At 66.1% G+C, this 16,112-nt stretch carries 12 protein-coding genes; 6 read left to right on the top strand and 6 right to left on the bottom strand.

Going from position 1 to position 16,112, the window contains the following annotated elements; translation table 11 throughout:
- Position 1: 1 nt before the first annotated feature.
- Entirely contained in the window at positions 2–514 is a 513-nt protein-coding gene (locus tag A2G96_RS28285) for a GAF domain-containing protein (protein ID WP_062803462.1), read from the top strand.
- Between the two features lie 85 nt (positions 515–599).
- Here the strand turns inward: A2G96_RS28285 and A2G96_RS28280 are convergent, their stop codons facing one another.
- Positions 600–914, bottom strand: coding sequence for a CoA transferase (locus A2G96_RS28280; protein WP_231909677.1), 315 nt, complete (start codon positions 912–914; stop codon positions 600–602).
- Here A2G96_RS28280 and A2G96_RS33595 point away from each other — a divergent pair.
- The gene (locus A2G96_RS33595; protein ID WP_174549331.1) at positions 895–1,059 is read left to right on the top strand and encodes a hypothetical protein; all 165 of its coding nucleotides are present in this window, start codon (positions 895–897) and stop codon (positions 1,057–1,059) included. The genes A2G96_RS28280 and A2G96_RS33595 overlap by 20 nt on opposite strands.
- A 399-nt stretch (positions 1,060–1,458) precedes the next feature.
- Here A2G96_RS33595 and A2G96_RS28275 read toward each other — a convergent pair whose 3' ends face one another.
- Together A2G96_RS28275 and A2G96_RS28270 are read right to left on the bottom strand one after the other, a co-directional pair.
- Entirely contained in the window at positions 1,459–1,689 is a 231-nt protein-coding gene (locus A2G96_RS28275; RefSeq protein ID WP_062803460.1) for a DUF1484 family protein, read from the bottom strand.
- Positions 1,690–2,042: 353 nt separating this feature from the next.
- On the bottom strand, positions 2,043–3,794 hold the full coding sequence (locus A2G96_RS28270; RefSeq protein WP_082819129.1) for a sigma-54 interaction domain-containing protein: 1,752 nt from the start codon (positions 3,792–3,794) through the stop codon (positions 2,043–2,045).
- Between the two features lie 184 nt (positions 3,795–3,978).
- Between A2G96_RS28270 and A2G96_RS28265 the strand changes: the two genes are divergently transcribed.
- Genes A2G96_RS28265 through A2G96_RS28250 form a run of 4 tightly spaced genes read left to right on the top strand, consistent with a single transcriptional unit; the run spans position 3,979 to position 12,488 of the window.
- Positions 3,979–5,529, top strand: coding sequence for an acyl-CoA carboxylase subunit beta (locus A2G96_RS28265; RefSeq protein WP_062803458.1), 1,551 nt, complete (start codon positions 3,979–3,981; stop codon positions 5,527–5,529).
- A 51-nt stretch (positions 5,530–5,580) separates the two neighbouring features.
- The gene (locus A2G96_RS28260; RefSeq protein WP_062803457.1) at positions 5,581–8,898 is read left to right on the top strand and encodes an acetyl-CoA carboxylase family protein; all 3,318 of its coding nucleotides are present in this window, start codon (positions 5,581–5,583) and stop codon (positions 8,896–8,898) included.
- Positions 8,899–8,941: 43 nt separating this feature from the next.
- Positions 8,942–11,413: a CaiB/BaiF CoA-transferase family protein gene (locus A2G96_RS28255; RefSeq protein WP_062803456.1), complete on the top strand. Its 2,472-nt coding sequence runs from the start codon at positions 8,942–8,944 to the stop codon at positions 11,411–11,413.
- Positions 11,414–11,459: 46 nt separating this feature from the next.
- Positions 11,460–12,488: a tripartite tricarboxylate transporter substrate binding protein gene (locus A2G96_RS28250; protein ID WP_082819128.1), complete on the top strand. Its 1,029-nt coding sequence runs from the start codon at positions 11,460–11,462 to the stop codon at positions 12,486–12,488.
- 146 nt (positions 12,489–12,634) lie between these two features.
- On the opposite strand, the gene A2G96_RS28245 is transcribed toward A2G96_RS28250, so the two are convergent.
- The 3 genes from A2G96_RS28245 to A2G96_RS28235 are packed head-to-tail and all read right to left on the bottom strand — an operon-like array spanning position 12,635 to position 16,055.
- Positions 12,635–13,039: a RidA family protein gene (locus A2G96_RS28245; RefSeq protein ID WP_062803455.1), complete on the bottom strand. Its 405-nt coding sequence runs from the start codon at positions 13,037–13,039 to the stop codon at positions 12,635–12,637.
- Entirely contained in the window at positions 13,039–14,514 is a 1,476-nt protein-coding gene (locus tag A2G96_RS28240; protein ID WP_231909675.1) for an aldehyde dehydrogenase family protein, read from the bottom strand. The genes A2G96_RS28245 and A2G96_RS28240 overlap by 1 nt, the downstream gene beginning before the upstream one ends.
- Positions 14,514–16,055 carry an FAD-dependent monooxygenase gene (locus tag A2G96_RS28235; RefSeq protein WP_062803454.1) on the bottom strand — a complete coding sequence of 514 codons (1,542 nt, stop codon included), beginning with the start codon at positions 16,053–16,055 and terminating at the stop codon, positions 14,514–14,516. The genes A2G96_RS28240 and A2G96_RS28235 overlap by 1 nt, the downstream gene beginning before the upstream one ends.
- Positions 16,056–16,112: the final 57 nt, after the last annotated feature.

Genomic DNA, 16,112 nt, shown 5'->3' with positions numbered 1-16,112 from the left:
CATGAGCCTGCTGCGCACCGCCTCGCTGGTGGCCGCGGCCAATGTGCTGTGCGACCAGCTGCAGCAGGCCCGCGATCCCGGCGCCGCGTTCGATGCGATCGGCGCCGCCACGCTGCAGGCGCTGGGCCCCGGTCTGCTGACCATCAACGCCTGGCACGCCGGGCCGGCCCAGATCGAACGCCTGTGGTCGTCCCACCCATCCGCTTATCCGATAGGCGGACGCAAGCAGAAGGGCGACAGTCCATGGCGGCGCCACTTGCTCGAGCGCGGCGAGGTCTTTGTCGGCGAGGGCGATGCCGCGCTGGCGGAGGTGTTCGATGACGTGCAGCTCATCCGCGCGCTCGGCTGCACGGCGGTGGTCAATGTGCCGCTGTGCTGCCACTCGCGCGTGATCGGGACCTTCAACTATCTGGCGGATCGGTCCGTGTGGTCGCCGGCGGAGGTGGCGGCGTTGCGTGTGATGGGGGCGCTGGCCACGCCCGCCGTGGGCGACTTGCTGGCGGTCCAGCGCTGACGGCAGCGCCGGGTAACGCTGCCAGGCGCTGCATGACAGGTTGGCGCTGCCCTGTGTGCCAGCGTTGTCTGATACCCCGATCGCGTCACGGCGCGGGATTCAGGATACGCTCGGTATCCTCGCCCAGGTTAGGCGCGGGCTTATAGATCGACGCAGGCGTTTTCGAGAAAAGCGCTGTCGGCCGGGTCGTCACCACTTCGTCTTCGGTGGGGTGCGCCATGGTCTGGAACAAGCCTGTGCTTTGCACCTGGGGATGGTTCTGGATGGAGTGGATCGAGTACATCTCCGCGACCGGGATGTCCATTTTCCGGCAAACGTCCATCATTTCCCTGGTGGTGTACTGCGCGGTGATCTTGCGCAACTCGGCGTAGATTGCCTGGATGTTCTTGCAGTCGGTCACCGAATCGGAGGCGGTCAGGAATGTGCGCGAGCAGTTGGGCAGTCAGGACACGCCGCTGACCGGTGAAGCGCTGCAGCAGTTCATCGGCCGCACCTGGCCGACCTACCAGGCCATGACGAAGGCGGTCGGGCTCAAGATGGAGTGATGGCGGTGGCGCAGCCGGTGCTGCTACCCCTTGGCATGCATCGGTTCGCCAGCTATACGGCCGCGCTCTGGCGGGCCCTGGGCTGGAGCTCTGATCCGTCCCGCGTGTCAGGCAACACCGGGATCTGTGCAAGCTCAGTTGTTCAGAGACCTGATGGCCCCTCGATTCCCGGCTGTGTGCGCCCCTCTCCCGCCTGCGGGAGAGGGGCGGGGGTGAGGGCCGGCGCTGGCAATGCGAGGACCTTCACTTCGTGGTAGCGCCCGCCCTCACCCCAACCCTCTCCCAGAGGGAGAGGGAGTACTCAATCGGCAAGCATCAGGTGCCGGAGCGCAGTGCGAAACTGCGGGATTTCTCTCCTCTTCCGCGTGCGGGAGAGGGGCGGAGCCGCATGACCGTGCGTCATAACGACTCAGCCTCAGGCTGCAACGCCTCAGCCATCTGATCCACCTGCATCTTGATCATCGCCAGCAGGCAATGGACGCCATGACATCCCTCGGACCGTTCGCTTTCCACTTCCAGCAGCGACAGGATGCTACCGAGGCCGGCCTGGATGCGGTCGAGCGATTCCAGGGTTTCCGCCGGAATGCCGATGAAGATGGCTTCGTGCTGCGGATGGGGTTTCTCTTGCATTGCGTTCTCCTGAAGAAAGGTGGGAGACCCGCCTGATGCAAACGATAGAGGGTGGCGGGCCTGACAGCGGGGGTCGCAATACCGGCTCTCTGACGAACACCGGTCAGCCTTATCGGCTGCCCCGCCCGGCCCGCCATGGTGAAGCGACGCGCGCGTGCGTGTTGGGATGGTCGCATGAGCGACCATCCGTCAGAGAGAAAAGCGGGTTGCGACGCCCGATCACCGTTGTTTCGGTGATGCGCTTAGTTTTGCTTTTTTGAGGGGGGAGGGCGATGAGACGATTCGCAATGTTCCGTTGGGGGTGTCGAGAAAGGGGGGGCGGTGTAGCCGGCACCCTGAGCGAAGCGGCGCGCTTATTTCGACCGCGACGCGTGCGGCCCGCGCTCCAGGATTTTGTACAGATGCGAACGGGAAATCTTCAATTGCTCGGCCGCACGCTTCTTGTTGCCGCCATGGCGCGCAACGGCGTCCATCACTGCGGCGTAGGCCAGCTCCCGCATGCCCGCGGCGGGCTCGGCCGGTAAGCGATGTGCGGGAGAGAGCGATGGCAGGTCGTCCGCGGTAGTCTCGTAGGGATACGCATCTTCGGGTGCATGCACAGCGGGCTGGTTTTGCAGCCCCGATAGCTCCCGCGCCGACTCGCCGCGTGCGAAATCCGCCACGCGCAGCGTGCGGCCATCGCAGAAGACCAGTGCCTCCTCGATGCGCTGGCGCAGCTGGCGCACATTCCCTGGCCATGGCTGGCCGGCGAGGTAACGCGCCACTTCATGGTCGATGCCCGGCGCGGGCATCGCGTTGCGCGTACAGAAAGCGTCGACGAAATGCTGCAGCAGCGCTGGAATATCCTCGCGCCGCTGGCGCAGCGCGGGGATGCGCAACACCACGCCGCTGAGCCGGTAGTACAGGTCGAGGCGAAACCGTCCGGCGTCGATCAGTTCGGGGATGTCGCGGTTGGTGGCCGAGACCAGCCGGAAGTCGACCCGCTGCGCGCGGCGGCTGCCCAGGCGTTCGACCATGTGGTCTTCCAGCACGCGCAACAGCTTGACTTGCATTTCCAGCGGGATGTCGGCGACTTCGTCGAGAAAGACCGTGCCGCCCGCCGCCAGTTCGAGCTTGCCCGCCTGTCCCTGGCGCTGGCTGCCGGTAAAGGCGCCAGGCGCATGGCCGAACAGCTCGGACTCGATCAGCGTGGCGGGCAGGGCAGCGAGGTTCAGGCTGACCAGTGGCCGCGCGCTGGCCGGTTCGGCCCCGGCGCCGTGGATGGCGCGGGCCACCAGTTCCTTGCCGGTGCCGCTTTCGCCCAGGATCAGCACCGGCACGTCGAGGCGGGCCACGGTCTGGATTTCGCGGCGCAGGCGTTGCATCGGTGCGCTTTCGCCGATCAGGCCGAAGTTTGATTGCCGTTCGTGCAGGCCGTGGCGAAGGCCATCGACCTCGCGCTGGTAGCGCGCTACCTCGGAGCGTAGTTCAACCAGCTCCTTGTGCATGCGGACAAGGGCTTCCGGCCCCTTGAACATGACCTGGCCGATGGCGCCCACCACCTCGCCGTCCTGGCGGATCGGCATGCGGTTGACCACGCGGGTGGCGCCGTCAAGCTGCTGCAACTGCCCGATCTCTGCCTTGCCGCTAGCCACCACCTGCGGCAGCCGCGAATTGGGGATGACCTCGGCCGCCGGACGGCCGATACCGCCGCCGGTGTCGAGGCCCAGGAATTTCTCGTGGACGGGACTGATGAAGCGCACCCGTCCCGCCTTGTCGACCACGGTGATGGCCTGGTACGGGTCGTTCAGGAAGTAATCCAGGATCGCGCCGGCGAAGGGCACCGTGGCCAGGAAGTCGAGCAGCACGGCCTGCGTGTCAGCGTGATGTAAGACGATCAGCTGACGGTCGCTGTCTTCCAGGCACAGTCCGATGAAGCGCTGGTTGGCTGCGTCAACGGGAAAGAGCCTTCGTCCGGAATCCGGCGTGGCTGCGCGGGCGCATGCCGCGAGCGCCGCGCCGGCGATGGCGGCGTCGGTACAGGCACCGAGCGCTGCCTCGAGCGTCCCGTCGCGGGAACAGACGAGCACGCCGAGCGCGAACCTGTCTCCATCTTGTGTCGTCATTGAGGACAACTGCGTCTCCGCGCGTGCCTTCAGTGTGGACACGCTGTGTAGTCATTGGAGGCATCGTAATGGTGTCAGAAAAATTATTCAATGAAATCAATGCATAAGTGAGGCCTAAAGGGCTGGCACGGCTCCTGCGAGATGCTGGCGACACATGTATCGCGCGAAGACACAGGAGAGCACAGTGAGCTGGCAGCCCGAAATCGATGAACTGGCCCACCGTCGACGGCTCGCAGCCCGGATGGGCGGCGAAGGCAAGGTCGAGCGCCACAAGGCCGCCGGCAAGCTGACGGTGCGCGAGCGCATCGACGCCCTGGCGGACCCCGGCTCGTTTCGCGAGGTCGGCGGCCTGACCGGCAGCGGCCGCTACGACAGCAACGGGCGGCTGGTGGACCTGGTTCCGTCGAACATGGTGATGGGCCGTGCGCAGGTCGGCGGCCGCCCGGCGGTGCTGGTGGGGGACGACTTCACCGTGCGCGGCGGTGCCAACGAGGGCGCAGTGGGCGACAAGCTGATCCACGCCGAGAAGATGGCGCACGACCTGCGGCTGCCGATGATCCGGCTGGTCGACGGCACCGGCGGCGGCGGGTCGGTGCGCAATATCGAGATCAAGGGCCATACCCTGATTCCCACCATGAAGGTCTGGCAACACGTGGTGGAGAACATGTCGGTGGTGCCGGTGGTGTCGCTGGCATTGGGCTCGGTGGCGGGCATGGGCGCGGCGCGCGTGGCCGCGAGCCACTATTCGGTGATGGTCAGGGAAACCTCGCAACTGTTCAGCGAGGGCCCGCCCTCGGTCGTGGCCCGCGTGGGCGAGGCGCTGAGCAAGAACGAGCTGGGCGGCAGCCAGATCCACACCCGCAACGGCGTGGTCGACGATGAGGTCGGCACCGAACCGGAGGCCTTCGCGCGCGCGCGCCAGTTCCTGTCCTATCTGCCGCCTTCCGTCTTTGAGCTGCCGCCGCGCTGCGAACCCGTGGACGACCCCGCGCGCCGCGATGAATGGCTGTTGTCGGCGATTCCGCGGGACAGCCGCGCGGACTACAAGATCCGGCCGATCCTGCAGGCGCTGGTGGATGCCGGCTCCTGCTTCGAGATCGGCAGGCACTGGGGCTGCGCCGTCATCACTGCGCTGGCCCGCCTGGATGGCTGGCCGGTGGCGGTGATCGCCAGCGACCCGTCCTTCCATGGCGGCAGCTGGGACAGCGACAGCGCCGAGAAATTCACGCGCTTCGTCGACATGGCCCAGGTCTTCCACCTGCCGGTGGTCAACCTGGTCGATACCGCCGGGTTCCAGGTCGGCCTGGACGCCGAGAAGGCCGGGATCATGCGCTACGGCGTGCGCGCGCTGTCGGCGCTCTACCAGGCCACGGTGCCGTGGTGCTCGGTGATCCTGCGCCGCGCCTATGGCGTGTCGGCGGCCGGCCACCAGCACATGGGGCGCTTCAATTTCCGCTATGCCTGGCCATCCGCCAACTGGGGCGCATTGCCGCTCGAAGGCGGCCTCGACGTCGCCTACAAGGCGGAGATCGAAGGCGCCGACGATCCGGTGCAGAAGCGCGCCGAGATCGAACTGCGCGTGCGCAGCCTGACGTCGCCGTTCCGCAGCGCGGAAGCCTTCGTCATCGAGGACATCATCGACCCGCGCGACACCCGCACGCTGCTGTGCGAATTCGCCAACCTGGCGGCGCCGCTGCGCGAGGCCGGCATCAGCCGCTTTGGCATCCGGCCCTGAACGGCCAGGCACCCGCAGCACAGACATCGAAAGACAAACAAGGAGACTGCATTGAAGAAGCTGTTGATCGCCAATCGAGGAGAGATCGCACTGCGCGTGCTGCGCGCCGCACGCGATCTCGAGATCGGGACCGTCTCGGTCTATTCGCAGGACGACCAGGGCGCGCTGCACCGGATCCTGGCCGACGAGGCGGTTGCCCTCGACGGCGCCGGGCCGGCTGCGTACCTCGACATGGCGGGCATCATCGCCGCGGCGCAGGCATCCGGTTGCGATGCGATCCATCCGGGCTATGGCTTCCTCAGCGAACGGGCCGACTTTGCCCAGGCCTGCCACGACGCCGGCATCCGCTTCATCGGCCCCACCGTCGAGCAGCTCGCGCTGTTCGGCGACAAGGGGCGAGCGCTTGAACTGGCGGCCGACTGCGACGTGCGCGTCATGCCGGCAACGCGCGGCGCGGCGTCGCTGGAGGAAATCGCCAGCTTCTTCGACCAGCAAGGCGGCGCGGGCGTGGTGATCAAGGCGGTCGGCGGCGGCGGCGGCCGTGGCATGCGCGTGGTCCGCCGGCGCGAAGACCTCGCCGAAGCCTATGCGCGCTGCCGTTCCGAGGCGGGCTCGGCGTTTGGCATCGATGCCGTCTACGCCGAGCGGCTGGTTGCGCGCGCGCGCCATATCGAAGTGCAGATCGCCGGCGACGGCGCGCAGGTGATTGCCCTGGGCGAACGCGACTGCACGCTGCAGCGCCGCTTCCAGAAGCTGGTGGAGATCGCCCCCAGCCCGGTGCTGAAGCCGCAGCTGCGCGAGCAGATCATCAAGGCGGCGCTCAGGCTGGCGCGCCGCGTCAACTACCAGAGCCTGGGCACCTTCGAGTTCCTGGTCGAGGAAACCGAATCGGGCGAGCAGAAGGACTTTGTCTTTATCGAAGCCAACCCGCGCCTGCAGGTCGAGCACACCATCACCGAGCAGGTCACCGGCGTCGACCTGGTCGCGCTGCAGATCGGCATCGCCGCGGGACAGACGCTCTCCGATCTCGGCCTGGATCCCGCTGCGCCGCCGCAAGCGAGGGGCTATGCCATCCAGGTGCGCATCAACGCCGAGATGACCGATGCTCAGGGCCTGGCGCGTCCCGCGCACGGCCGCCTGGAGCGCTTCGATCCGCCTTCGGGTCCCGACGTCCGCGTCGATTCGCATGGCTACACCGGCTATGAACCGTCGCCCCATTTCGACACCCTGCTGGCCAAGCTGATCGTAAGCAGCGCCGCGCCGAAGTTTGACGCGGCGGTGCGGCGCCTGCAGCGCAGCCTGGCGGAGTTCCGCATCGCCGGTGTGCCGACCAACCTCAACCTGCTGCGTGCGCTGGTGCAGCGCGAAGATTTCCTCGCGCAGGACGTCCACACCCGGCACTTCGAGGCGATCGTGCCGGAGCTGGCCGCGGCGGCGGAAGCGATTGCGCAGGCCGGCCAAGCGCACGAAGCCTTGCTGGGCGGCGCGGCCCGTCCATCGCAGGCGCTCGCGCCGCGCCACGCCGATCCGGAAGAGGAAATCGGCGACGGCCTGGTGGCGATCCGTGCGCCGCTGACGGGCAGGGTGGTGGAGATCGGCGTCGCGCTGGACGAAATCGTCAAGCCCGGCCAGACCGTCGCGGTGCTCGACGCCATGAAGATGGAGCACGCCATCGTCGCCGAATGCGGCGGGCGCGTGGTCGACCTGCGGCTGGAGCCGGGCGCGCTGGCGTCCGAAAACCAGGTGCTGATCGTGCTGGAGCAGCTCGAGGCCGAGGGCATCGCCGTGGCCGCCGCGCACCAGGCCGATCCCGATGCGATCCGCACCGACCTGCAGCGCGTGCTGGACCGGCATGCCTACCTGGACGACGCCGCGCGTCCCGATGCCGTCGCCAGGCGCCGCTCGCGCGGCCAGCGCACCGCGCGCGAGAACGTCGCCGACCTGTGCGATCCGGATAGCTTCGTCGAGTACGGCGCGCTGGCGCTCGCCGCGCAGTCGTCGCGCCGCACACAGCAGGATCTGATCGAGAACACGCCGGCGGATGGCCTGATCACCGGCATCGGCCATATCAACGGCGAACTGGTCGGCAAGGAGCGGGCACGCAGCGCGGTGATGGCCTACGACGCCACGGTGATGGCCGGCACGCAGGGCAAACGCAACCACATCAAGACCGACCGCATCGTCGAGGTGGCGCTGCGCGACGAGCTGCCCCTGGTGCTGTTTGGTGAAGGCGGTGGCGGCCGTCCCGGGGACGTGGATTTCCCTTCGGTATCCGGGCTGTACCAGCCGTCGTTCGCCGCCTTTGCCGAGCTGAGCGGCAATGTGCCGGTGGTGGGCATTGTCTCGGGGCGCTGCTTCGCCGGCAATGCGGCCTTCGTCGGCTGCTGCGACGTCATCATTGCCGACAAGTCGGCCAATATCGGCATGGCGGGACCGGCCATGATCGAGGGCGGCGGGCTCGGCGTTTTCCGCCCGGAGGAAGTCGGTCCCGCCTCGGTGCAGGTTGCCAACGGCGTGGTCGATATCCTGGTCGACAACGAGGCCGAGGCCGTGCAGGCGGCGAAGCACTACCTGTCGATGTTCCAGGGGCGCGTGGCGCACTGGAGCGCACCGGAAGCGCTGGCGCTGCGCCACGTCGTGCCCGAGAACCGGCTGCGCGTGTACGACACCCGCAAGGCCATCGAGGGCATCGCCGACGTCGGCAGCGTGCTGATGCTGCGCAGCGGCTTCGGCGCGGGTATCCACACCGCACTGGCGCGCGTGGAAGGCCAGCCCGTCGGCATCATGGCCAACAACCCCTATCACCTTGGCGGCGCCATCGATGCGGACGCCGCGGACAAGGCGTCGCGCTTCATGCAGCTGTGCGATGCGCACGGTCTGCCGATCATCTCGCTGATCGACACCCCCGGGTTCATGGTGGGGCCGGAATGCGAGGCCCGGGCGCAGGTGCGGCACGTGTCGCGCATGTTCCTGACGGCGGCCAAGCTGCGGGTTGCGTTGCTGGCCGTGACGCTGCGCAAGGGCTATGGTCTTGGCGCGATGGCCATGGCGGGCGGTGGCTTCCGCTCGGCAAGCTTCACCGTGTCGTGGCCGACCGGGGAGTTCGGGCCGATGGGTCTCGAGGGCGCGGTCCGGCTGGGCTTCAAGAAAGAGCTCGAGGCCGTGCCGGATGGCCCCGAGCGCAAGGCGCTGTTCGACAGGCTGGTCGCCCAGTCCTACGAGCGCGGCCACGCGATCAACACCGCGGCCGCCGTCGAGATCGATGCGGTGATCGATCCCGCGCAGACACGGAAGTGGATCGCACAGGGCATCGCTTCGGCGGACTTGCGCGGCCGCAGGGAGCGCCGCGGATTCATCGATGCGTGGTAAGCGCCGTGCCTGACCAATCCCTACACAGAGCCAGGAGGTTGCCATGATCAAGCATGGGTTTGACCCGGCGCAGCTGGCGCTGGGCGGCTTGCGCGTGCTCGAGGTCGGCAGCGGCCCCGCGCTGGCGTACGCGGGCAAGCTGTTCTCCGACTTCGGCGCCGAAGTCATCAAGGTGGAGAGCCCGGCGGGCGACGCATGGCGCCGGATGCCGCCGCTGGTCAGCGCAGCGGGCGCCGCCGAGCCGGAAAGCGCGCTGTTTGCGTGGCTGAACACCAACAAGCGCAGCGTTACCGCCGACGACCGGAACGTAGAGGATGGCGCCTGGCTGGCGCAGCTGGCGCTGACGTGCGACGTGGTGCTGGACGCCCGTGCGCTGGCTGCAGGCCCGGGCATTCTCGGCACGCCGGTCTGGCAGCAGGCGGCCGACGCAACGCCACCGCACGAGCCGATCGAGGTGGCGCTCACCTGGTTCGGCGAGAGCGGGCCGTACAGCCGTTACGCCGGCGCCGAAGCCGTATGCCGCGCGCTTGCCGGCGCTGTACACGGCAGCGGCCCGGCGGACGGACCACCGCACATGCCGCACGACGTGCAATCGGCGATCGTGGTCGGGCTGAGCGCATTCTCGGCTGCTGTCTCGGCGCTGATCGGAAGCGGGCAGGGCAGCCGCCGCTATGTGCTGAGCGCTCACGAAGCGATCTTCGGCGTGGTCGAGATGGAAGCGGGCATGGTGCAGGACCAGCGCCATCCGCTGCAGCGCCTCGGCGTCAACCGGTTCTGTGGCACGCATCCGGCGGGGATCTACCAGACTGCCGAAGGGTGGATCGGCATCTTTACGCATACCCTGCCGCAATGGAAGGGCCTGTGCGCGGCCATCGGCCGTCCGGATCTGGGCGACGATCCACGCTATGCAAGCGGACCGGAGCGGATGGAACGCGCGGACGAGATCGACGCGCTGCTAATGCCCGCGTTCCTGACGCGCACGGCCCGACAGTGGTTCGAGATTCTGGGCGACAAGAAGCATCCGGCCGTGATCGTGCCGACCATGGAGACCCTGCTTGGCCAGGCAGTGCACCGGCAGCGCGGCGCCTTCGTGCCGGTCGGCGTCGGCGGCGCTTCGTTCGAGGGCCCGGTGGTACCGCTGCGCCTCGATGCGGCAGGCCCGCTGCCCGGTGGCAATGCGCCGGCAAAGGGTGCGCATGACTTGCACTACCGCACCGCGGGACTGGACTATCGCCCGCGCCAGACGTTGAAGCGCACGGCCGGCGAGCGCTTGCCGCTGCAGGGCATTCGTGTCGTCGACCTGACCATGGGCTGGGCGGGGCCGCTGGCGGCGCGCACGCTGGCTGACTTTGGCGCGGAGATCATCAAGGTCGAAAGCACAGGCTATCCCGACTGGTGGCGCGGTGCCAATTTCACCGAAGCGTTCTATCGGGACAGGCTGTACGAGAAGAACTCGAACTTCAACCTGATGAACCGCAACAAGCTCGGGATCACGCTGGACCTGACACGTCCCGAAGGCAGGCAGCTGCTGCTGCAGCTGGTCGAAGGTGCCGACGCGGTCATCGAGAATTATTCCGCCGAGGTCCTGCCCAAGCTCGGGCTGGACTACGAAGCACTGCGTGCCAGGAACGAACGGCTGGTGATGCTGTCGATGCCGGCTTTCGGGCTCGGCAACGCGTGGAGCAATACCCGTGCGTACGGCGGCACGCTCGAGCAGGCCAGCGGGCTGCCGCTTTACACCGGGCACCCCGATGGTCCGCCCGCCATGACGTCGTACGCCTATGGCGATCCGGTCGGCGGCCTGAACGGCGGCGCGGCGATCCTGCTTGCGCTGTTCGTCCAGCAAGCGACCGGGCAGGGGCGGCACATCAACCTGTCGCAAGTGGAGGCGATGTTGCCGATGGCCGCACCGTTCATCCTGGAGCAATCCGTCTCCGGCGCCGTGTCGCCGCGGCAGGGAAATCGTCATCCGATGCATTCCCCGCATGGATGCTTCCGTTGCGCGGGCGACGATGCGTGGATCGTGCTGACGGTAACCGACGCGGACTGGCCCGCGCTGTGCGGGGCGATCGGCCGGGCGGACCTTGCGGCCGACCCCCGCCTGGCGCACGCCTCGGGACGGCGCGCCGAGGAGGACCGGATCGAGCAGGCGATCAAGTCCTGGTCCGTGGTCCGCGACGCCGAAGCGGCAATGCAGCAACTGCAACAAGCCGGAATCGCCGCCGGCGTGGCTCGGCCCATGTCGCAGGTGCTGCAGGACCCGCACCTGCGCGCGCGCGGGTTCTGGCGCGAAGTCGAGCGCGCCCACATCGGCACCTACATATCCAGCACCGCATGGTTCAGGAGCGGGCCGGACCCCGTACCCATCCGCCATGTCGCGCCGACGCTGGGCGAACACACCGAAGCGGTGCTGCGCCGCGTGCTCGGGCTGAGCGCGGACCGGATCGCAAGCCTGGCACAACAGGGCATCACCGGCACCGTCGCGAAACCCAGGCAGGCAACGCCAATGCCATAAGCCCTGCAAGTATTCAGAAACACCATTATTACGATACGGAGACGACATGAACAAACCGACATGGATCCAGCGCTGCCAGGCAGGCGCAAAGGCCGGCAAACTCAGCATGGCGGCAGCCGCGCTTGGCATCCTGGCCACGACCATGGCCGCGCCGGCCGCGGCCCAGAATAACGGCTGGCCCAGCAAGCCGATCCGGATGATCGTTCCCTTTCCGGCGGGCTCATTCACGGATACCGTGGCCCGGGTGCTTTCGGAGCGCCTGACCAGGTCCCTCGGCCAGCCTGTGGTGGTGGAAAACAAGGCGGGCGCGAACGGACTGATCGGCGTGGGCGAGGCCGCCAGGGCCGCGCCTGACGGTTATACCTTGCTGGTCACCAACTCCAGCAGCATCACCATCAATCCGCAGATCTACAAGAAGGGCACCTATTCGCCGAAGGACTTCACGCCGGTCACGCTGGTCCTCGAGGCGCCGTTCATCCTGGTCACCAATCCTGACTGGTCGCAGAAGAACGCGGTCGGTTCGGTGCCGGAGCTGGTGCGCTACGCGACGCAGCATCCCGGCAAGGTCAGCTATGGCTCGGCCGGGCCGGGCAATATCGCGCATCTCAGCTTTGCCATGCTGAACAACCGGACCAGGATCAAGACCACGCACATTCCGTATAAGTCCGCGGCCCAGGCGCAACTGGCCGTGATCAGCGGTGAGCTGGATACGGCCTTCGACACGTGGACGGCGCTGCCTCAGATCAAGGCGGGCAAGCTCAAGCCCCTCGCCGTCAGCGCACCGAAGCGCATGGCGCAGTTGCCGGACGTGCCAACGCTGGAGGAGCTGGGCATTTCGCCGTTCGACGTGACTTTCTGGATCGGCATGCTGGTGCCGGCCGGCACGCCGCCGCAGATCGTCCAGAAGCTTCATTCGGTCGCGCAAGGGCTGCTCGAGGACAGCAAGGCGAAGACCGCGCTGGGCCAGCAAGGCGATGTCGTAATGATCGATCCGACCAGTTTCGCCAAGCGCGTGGCAAGGGAGGAGGGCAACTGGACGGCCGTGATCCAGCGCGAAGCCATCACGCTGGATTGAGCCGGCAGACGGCGCGGCGAGAATCGCGAATCCTGCGAGCAATGTGCACTTTGGTGGATGTTGCCTGATAGCGCCAGGCGGTCTTGCGGCAGACTGGCCTGGCGCTGTCCGGTGCACGCCGCGAGACGCCCGCGTGCATGACCTGGTCAGGTCGTTGCAACCACTTGCACCTCGACAAGGAAGCCGGGCGCGAAAAGCGTCTGGACTCCGACGACGGTACTCGTGGGCGGAACGGATCCTGGCGGCCGTTCCGATGCAAGCGCTGCCACCAGTTCCCCGGCGGTATCAGGCGAATAGTCAACCAGGTAGATCACCTCGTTCACGATCTTTTCCCGCGAAGACCCGGCGGCCTGAAGCAAGAGATCTATGTTTGCATAGGCCCGGCGCAACTGCTCGATCATCGTTCCTTCAACCAATGCACCGCTCTCATCCCATGAAAGCTGGCCGGAGGTATAGACCAAGCCCGTCGGCTCCACGATGAGCGCGTGCGAGATCACGCTGTCAAGTTGCGGAAGCCCCCGGGGACTAATCCTGCGTACACGGTTTCCCATCAACTCAACTCCCTAGGTGCGCTGTCGCCCTTGATGTTGACGACTTGAATCTGGGTAAACTCCAGAAGTCCTTCGCCGCCAAGTTCGACGCCGAACCCGGACTGCTTTGCGCCCGCCTGAGGAATATGCGGGGCCAGATCAAGATGCTGGTTGATCCAGACGCTGCCGCATACCAGTCGTTCCGCCACATCGCGGGCCCGGCTGACGTCCGAGGACCACACCGACGCACCGAGACCGTATTCGCTGGCATTCGCGCGCCGAATGGCGTCGTCGAGGTCGGTATAACGAATTAGCGGAAGCGCCGGGCCAAACTGCTCCTCGTCGACCAGGCGGGCGCCTTCCTCGATGTCAGCGACAATGGTCGGACGGATGAAGTAGCCTTCGTTATCCTCGATTGGGCCGCCAGTCAAAATCCGTCCCTTGGTAGCGGCGTCCGCCAGGATGCTCTTGACCTTTTCATACTGGGCACGATTCTGGAGTGGCCCCATGGTCGTCCGGCTGTCCAATCCATCGCCAACCGTGACGTCCGTGGCAAGCCTGACCAGCTCAGCGCAAAGTTCGTCGTAGATGGATGAGTGGATGTACAGACGTTTGATGGCAATGCACGCCTGACCTGCATTGAAGAAGGCGGCACGGAAGATGCCCTGCGCGATGTCTGCCGGAACGGCATCGTCAAGTACGATGGCCGGGTCGTTTCCGCCCAGCTCGAGGGTGACACGCTTCAGCGTTTTCGCCGCATTGGCCATTACCAAATACCCGGTTGCGGTGGACCCGGTAAACGACACCTTCGCGACATCCGGATGCGAGGTCAGAATGCTGCCCAGGTCGTTGCTGTCGGTTATCACATTGAGAACGCCGGCCGGGACGATGGAGGCAACCAGCCCGGCGAACATCAGTGTCGTCAGCGGGGTCGTCGCGGCGGGCTTGATCACGACAGTGTTACCGGTCAGCAGCGCCCCAGGAACCTTGAAGGCCATCAGCAGCAAGGGGAAATTCCAGGGCACGATCACCGCGACTACACCCAGCGGACGTCGATGCAGTTCGACCTGGCGGACCCCACTGTGTTCGAGGGAAGTCGGCACCAGTTCGGCGTCGGCGACATGCCGAAAGAACGTGGCTGTGCCCCGGACTTCCATCATCGCATCGGCAATGGGTTTGCCCTGTTCCTGCGTGAGCAGGCATGCAAGCTGGCTGGCATTCGCATCGACGACGTCGGCAATGTCCCGTAGCACAAGGCGCCGGTGCGTCAGATCGCTGCGCGACCACTTTTCCAGCGCTGCTTTTGCGCTGGCTATGGCCTCCTCAACCTGGTTGGCCGATGCGCGCGGCGCGACACCCAGGACCATGCCAGTGGCCGGATTCACTACGTCCATGGTGGCGGCGCCTTTAACTAGGACGCCGCCAATAAGCATGCAGTCGGGCAAGGCTGTTGAGCCGTCGTTGGCCTTGAGCTGTTGTGGCGAGTAAGCGTTCATCAGCGGACCTCCGCGGTGATCGATGCTGAGACTGGCGCAAACGTTGCGCTGCCAATCTTGGCTAACTCGGCTTTTAGTGCTGCCGTCTCGTGGTCCTCGCTCGCCCAGGCCAGATAGCCATCAGGACGCACCAGCATGGCGGTGAGACCGGCCCAGGGGGCGGGCGCCTCTGGCGTCAACGCAGTGAGATGCATGTCCACGCAAGCGCTGGCGTGGGGCCCAAGGTCATCGCCGCTGAGCGGGCTGGACAACGCCGTATCGGCTCGCAGATCGAGCATGACATAGCGCCCGTTGTGAAGCTTCTGGAACATGCCCTCGCTTGAACGTTGGAACATCAGGTTGGGAACACGCTGTCCGACGAGAGCATGAGCCGGGCCGGCGGACGGGTAGGCAACCGACAGACCAGTCAGCCGCTTGACCAGGCTTATCTCGAGCGCCGGGTTCTCCAGGATCAACTTCTGGAGCAATGAACGCAGATCCCGGCACTCATTGGTGAAGACGCTCATCAGGAGCGTCTGCGCCTGAGTGTGCTCAAGCAGGTTCTGGCCGACCGGATGGCGTTCGGCGTGGTAGCTGTCGAGCAGTCCTGCCGGCGCCCAGCCATTGATCGTTGCTGCGAGCTTCCATCCAAGGTTCATGGCGTCCTGGATGCCGACGTTCAGGCCGACGCCGCCGGCCGGCATATGCTGGTGCGCAGCGTCGCCGGCCAGCAGGATGCGTCCCTTTCGGTAAGCCTGCGCCTGCCGGGCGGTATTGTTATAACGCGACAGCCACGAAGGACTGTGCATGCCATAGTCAGTCCCCATGATCGCGACAGTTTTTGCCCGCAGTTCCTCGAGCGTGAACGCGCCGGGACGATCCGTCCGGACGTCATCGGGAGAAATTCCGACCAGCCGATGACGCTCTCCCGGGAGCTTGACTACCGCAATCGCTCCGGCGGACGTCCATTTGTTGATGGCAACGTCGTCCGGTGGGGAGTCCAGAATGACGTCACCCAGCCATCCGTAGACGGTGGCATCGGTACCGGGGAAGGGAATCCCGGCGCAGTTCCGTACCGTGCTGCGCACGCCATCGCAGCCGACGAGGTACTCGGTGTCCACGGAGTAGGGCCCGTTCGGACCCTGCACTGCGACGGTGACCGTCGAGTCGGTTTCGGTGAACGACTGGACTTTGTGCCCGCGTCGGATCTCGGCGCCGAGATCGCATGCGCGCTGTTGCAACAACTCGGTCGTCCGCGCTTGAAGAATGGCCAGCGTAAAGGGATAGGGCGACTCAAGCGGACGAAAGTTGAGGCGATAGTCCAGCAGCCCAAAATGTCCGGCGGGGATTGCAACCCCCTCATCGAGAAACGCCTTTTCTACGCCTCGCGATGCGAAGGTCTCGATCGTGCGTGGGTGCACTGTCAGAGCCCGCGACTGAGGATCAATCGATTCGCTTTGTTCCAGCACTAGTGTCGAAATTCCGGCGAGTTGCAATTCTCCCGCCAGCCAGCACCCTACCGGACCAGCACCGGCAATGACGACTTGATATTCCTTAAGCATCTTTTCTAACTCTCGAAAATATTGGTTCTTGGGTTGGAAGTCGTTGTTCAGCGGAGC

Source organism: Cupriavidus nantongensis (genome assembly GCF_001598055.1).
In the GTDB taxonomy this organism is placed as follows: domain Bacteria; phylum Pseudomonadota; class Gammaproteobacteria; order Burkholderiales; family Burkholderiaceae; genus Cupriavidus; species Cupriavidus nantongensis.
Note: the sequence above shows the minus strand (reverse complement) of the source record. Positions and strands in the feature narration are given on the sequence as shown.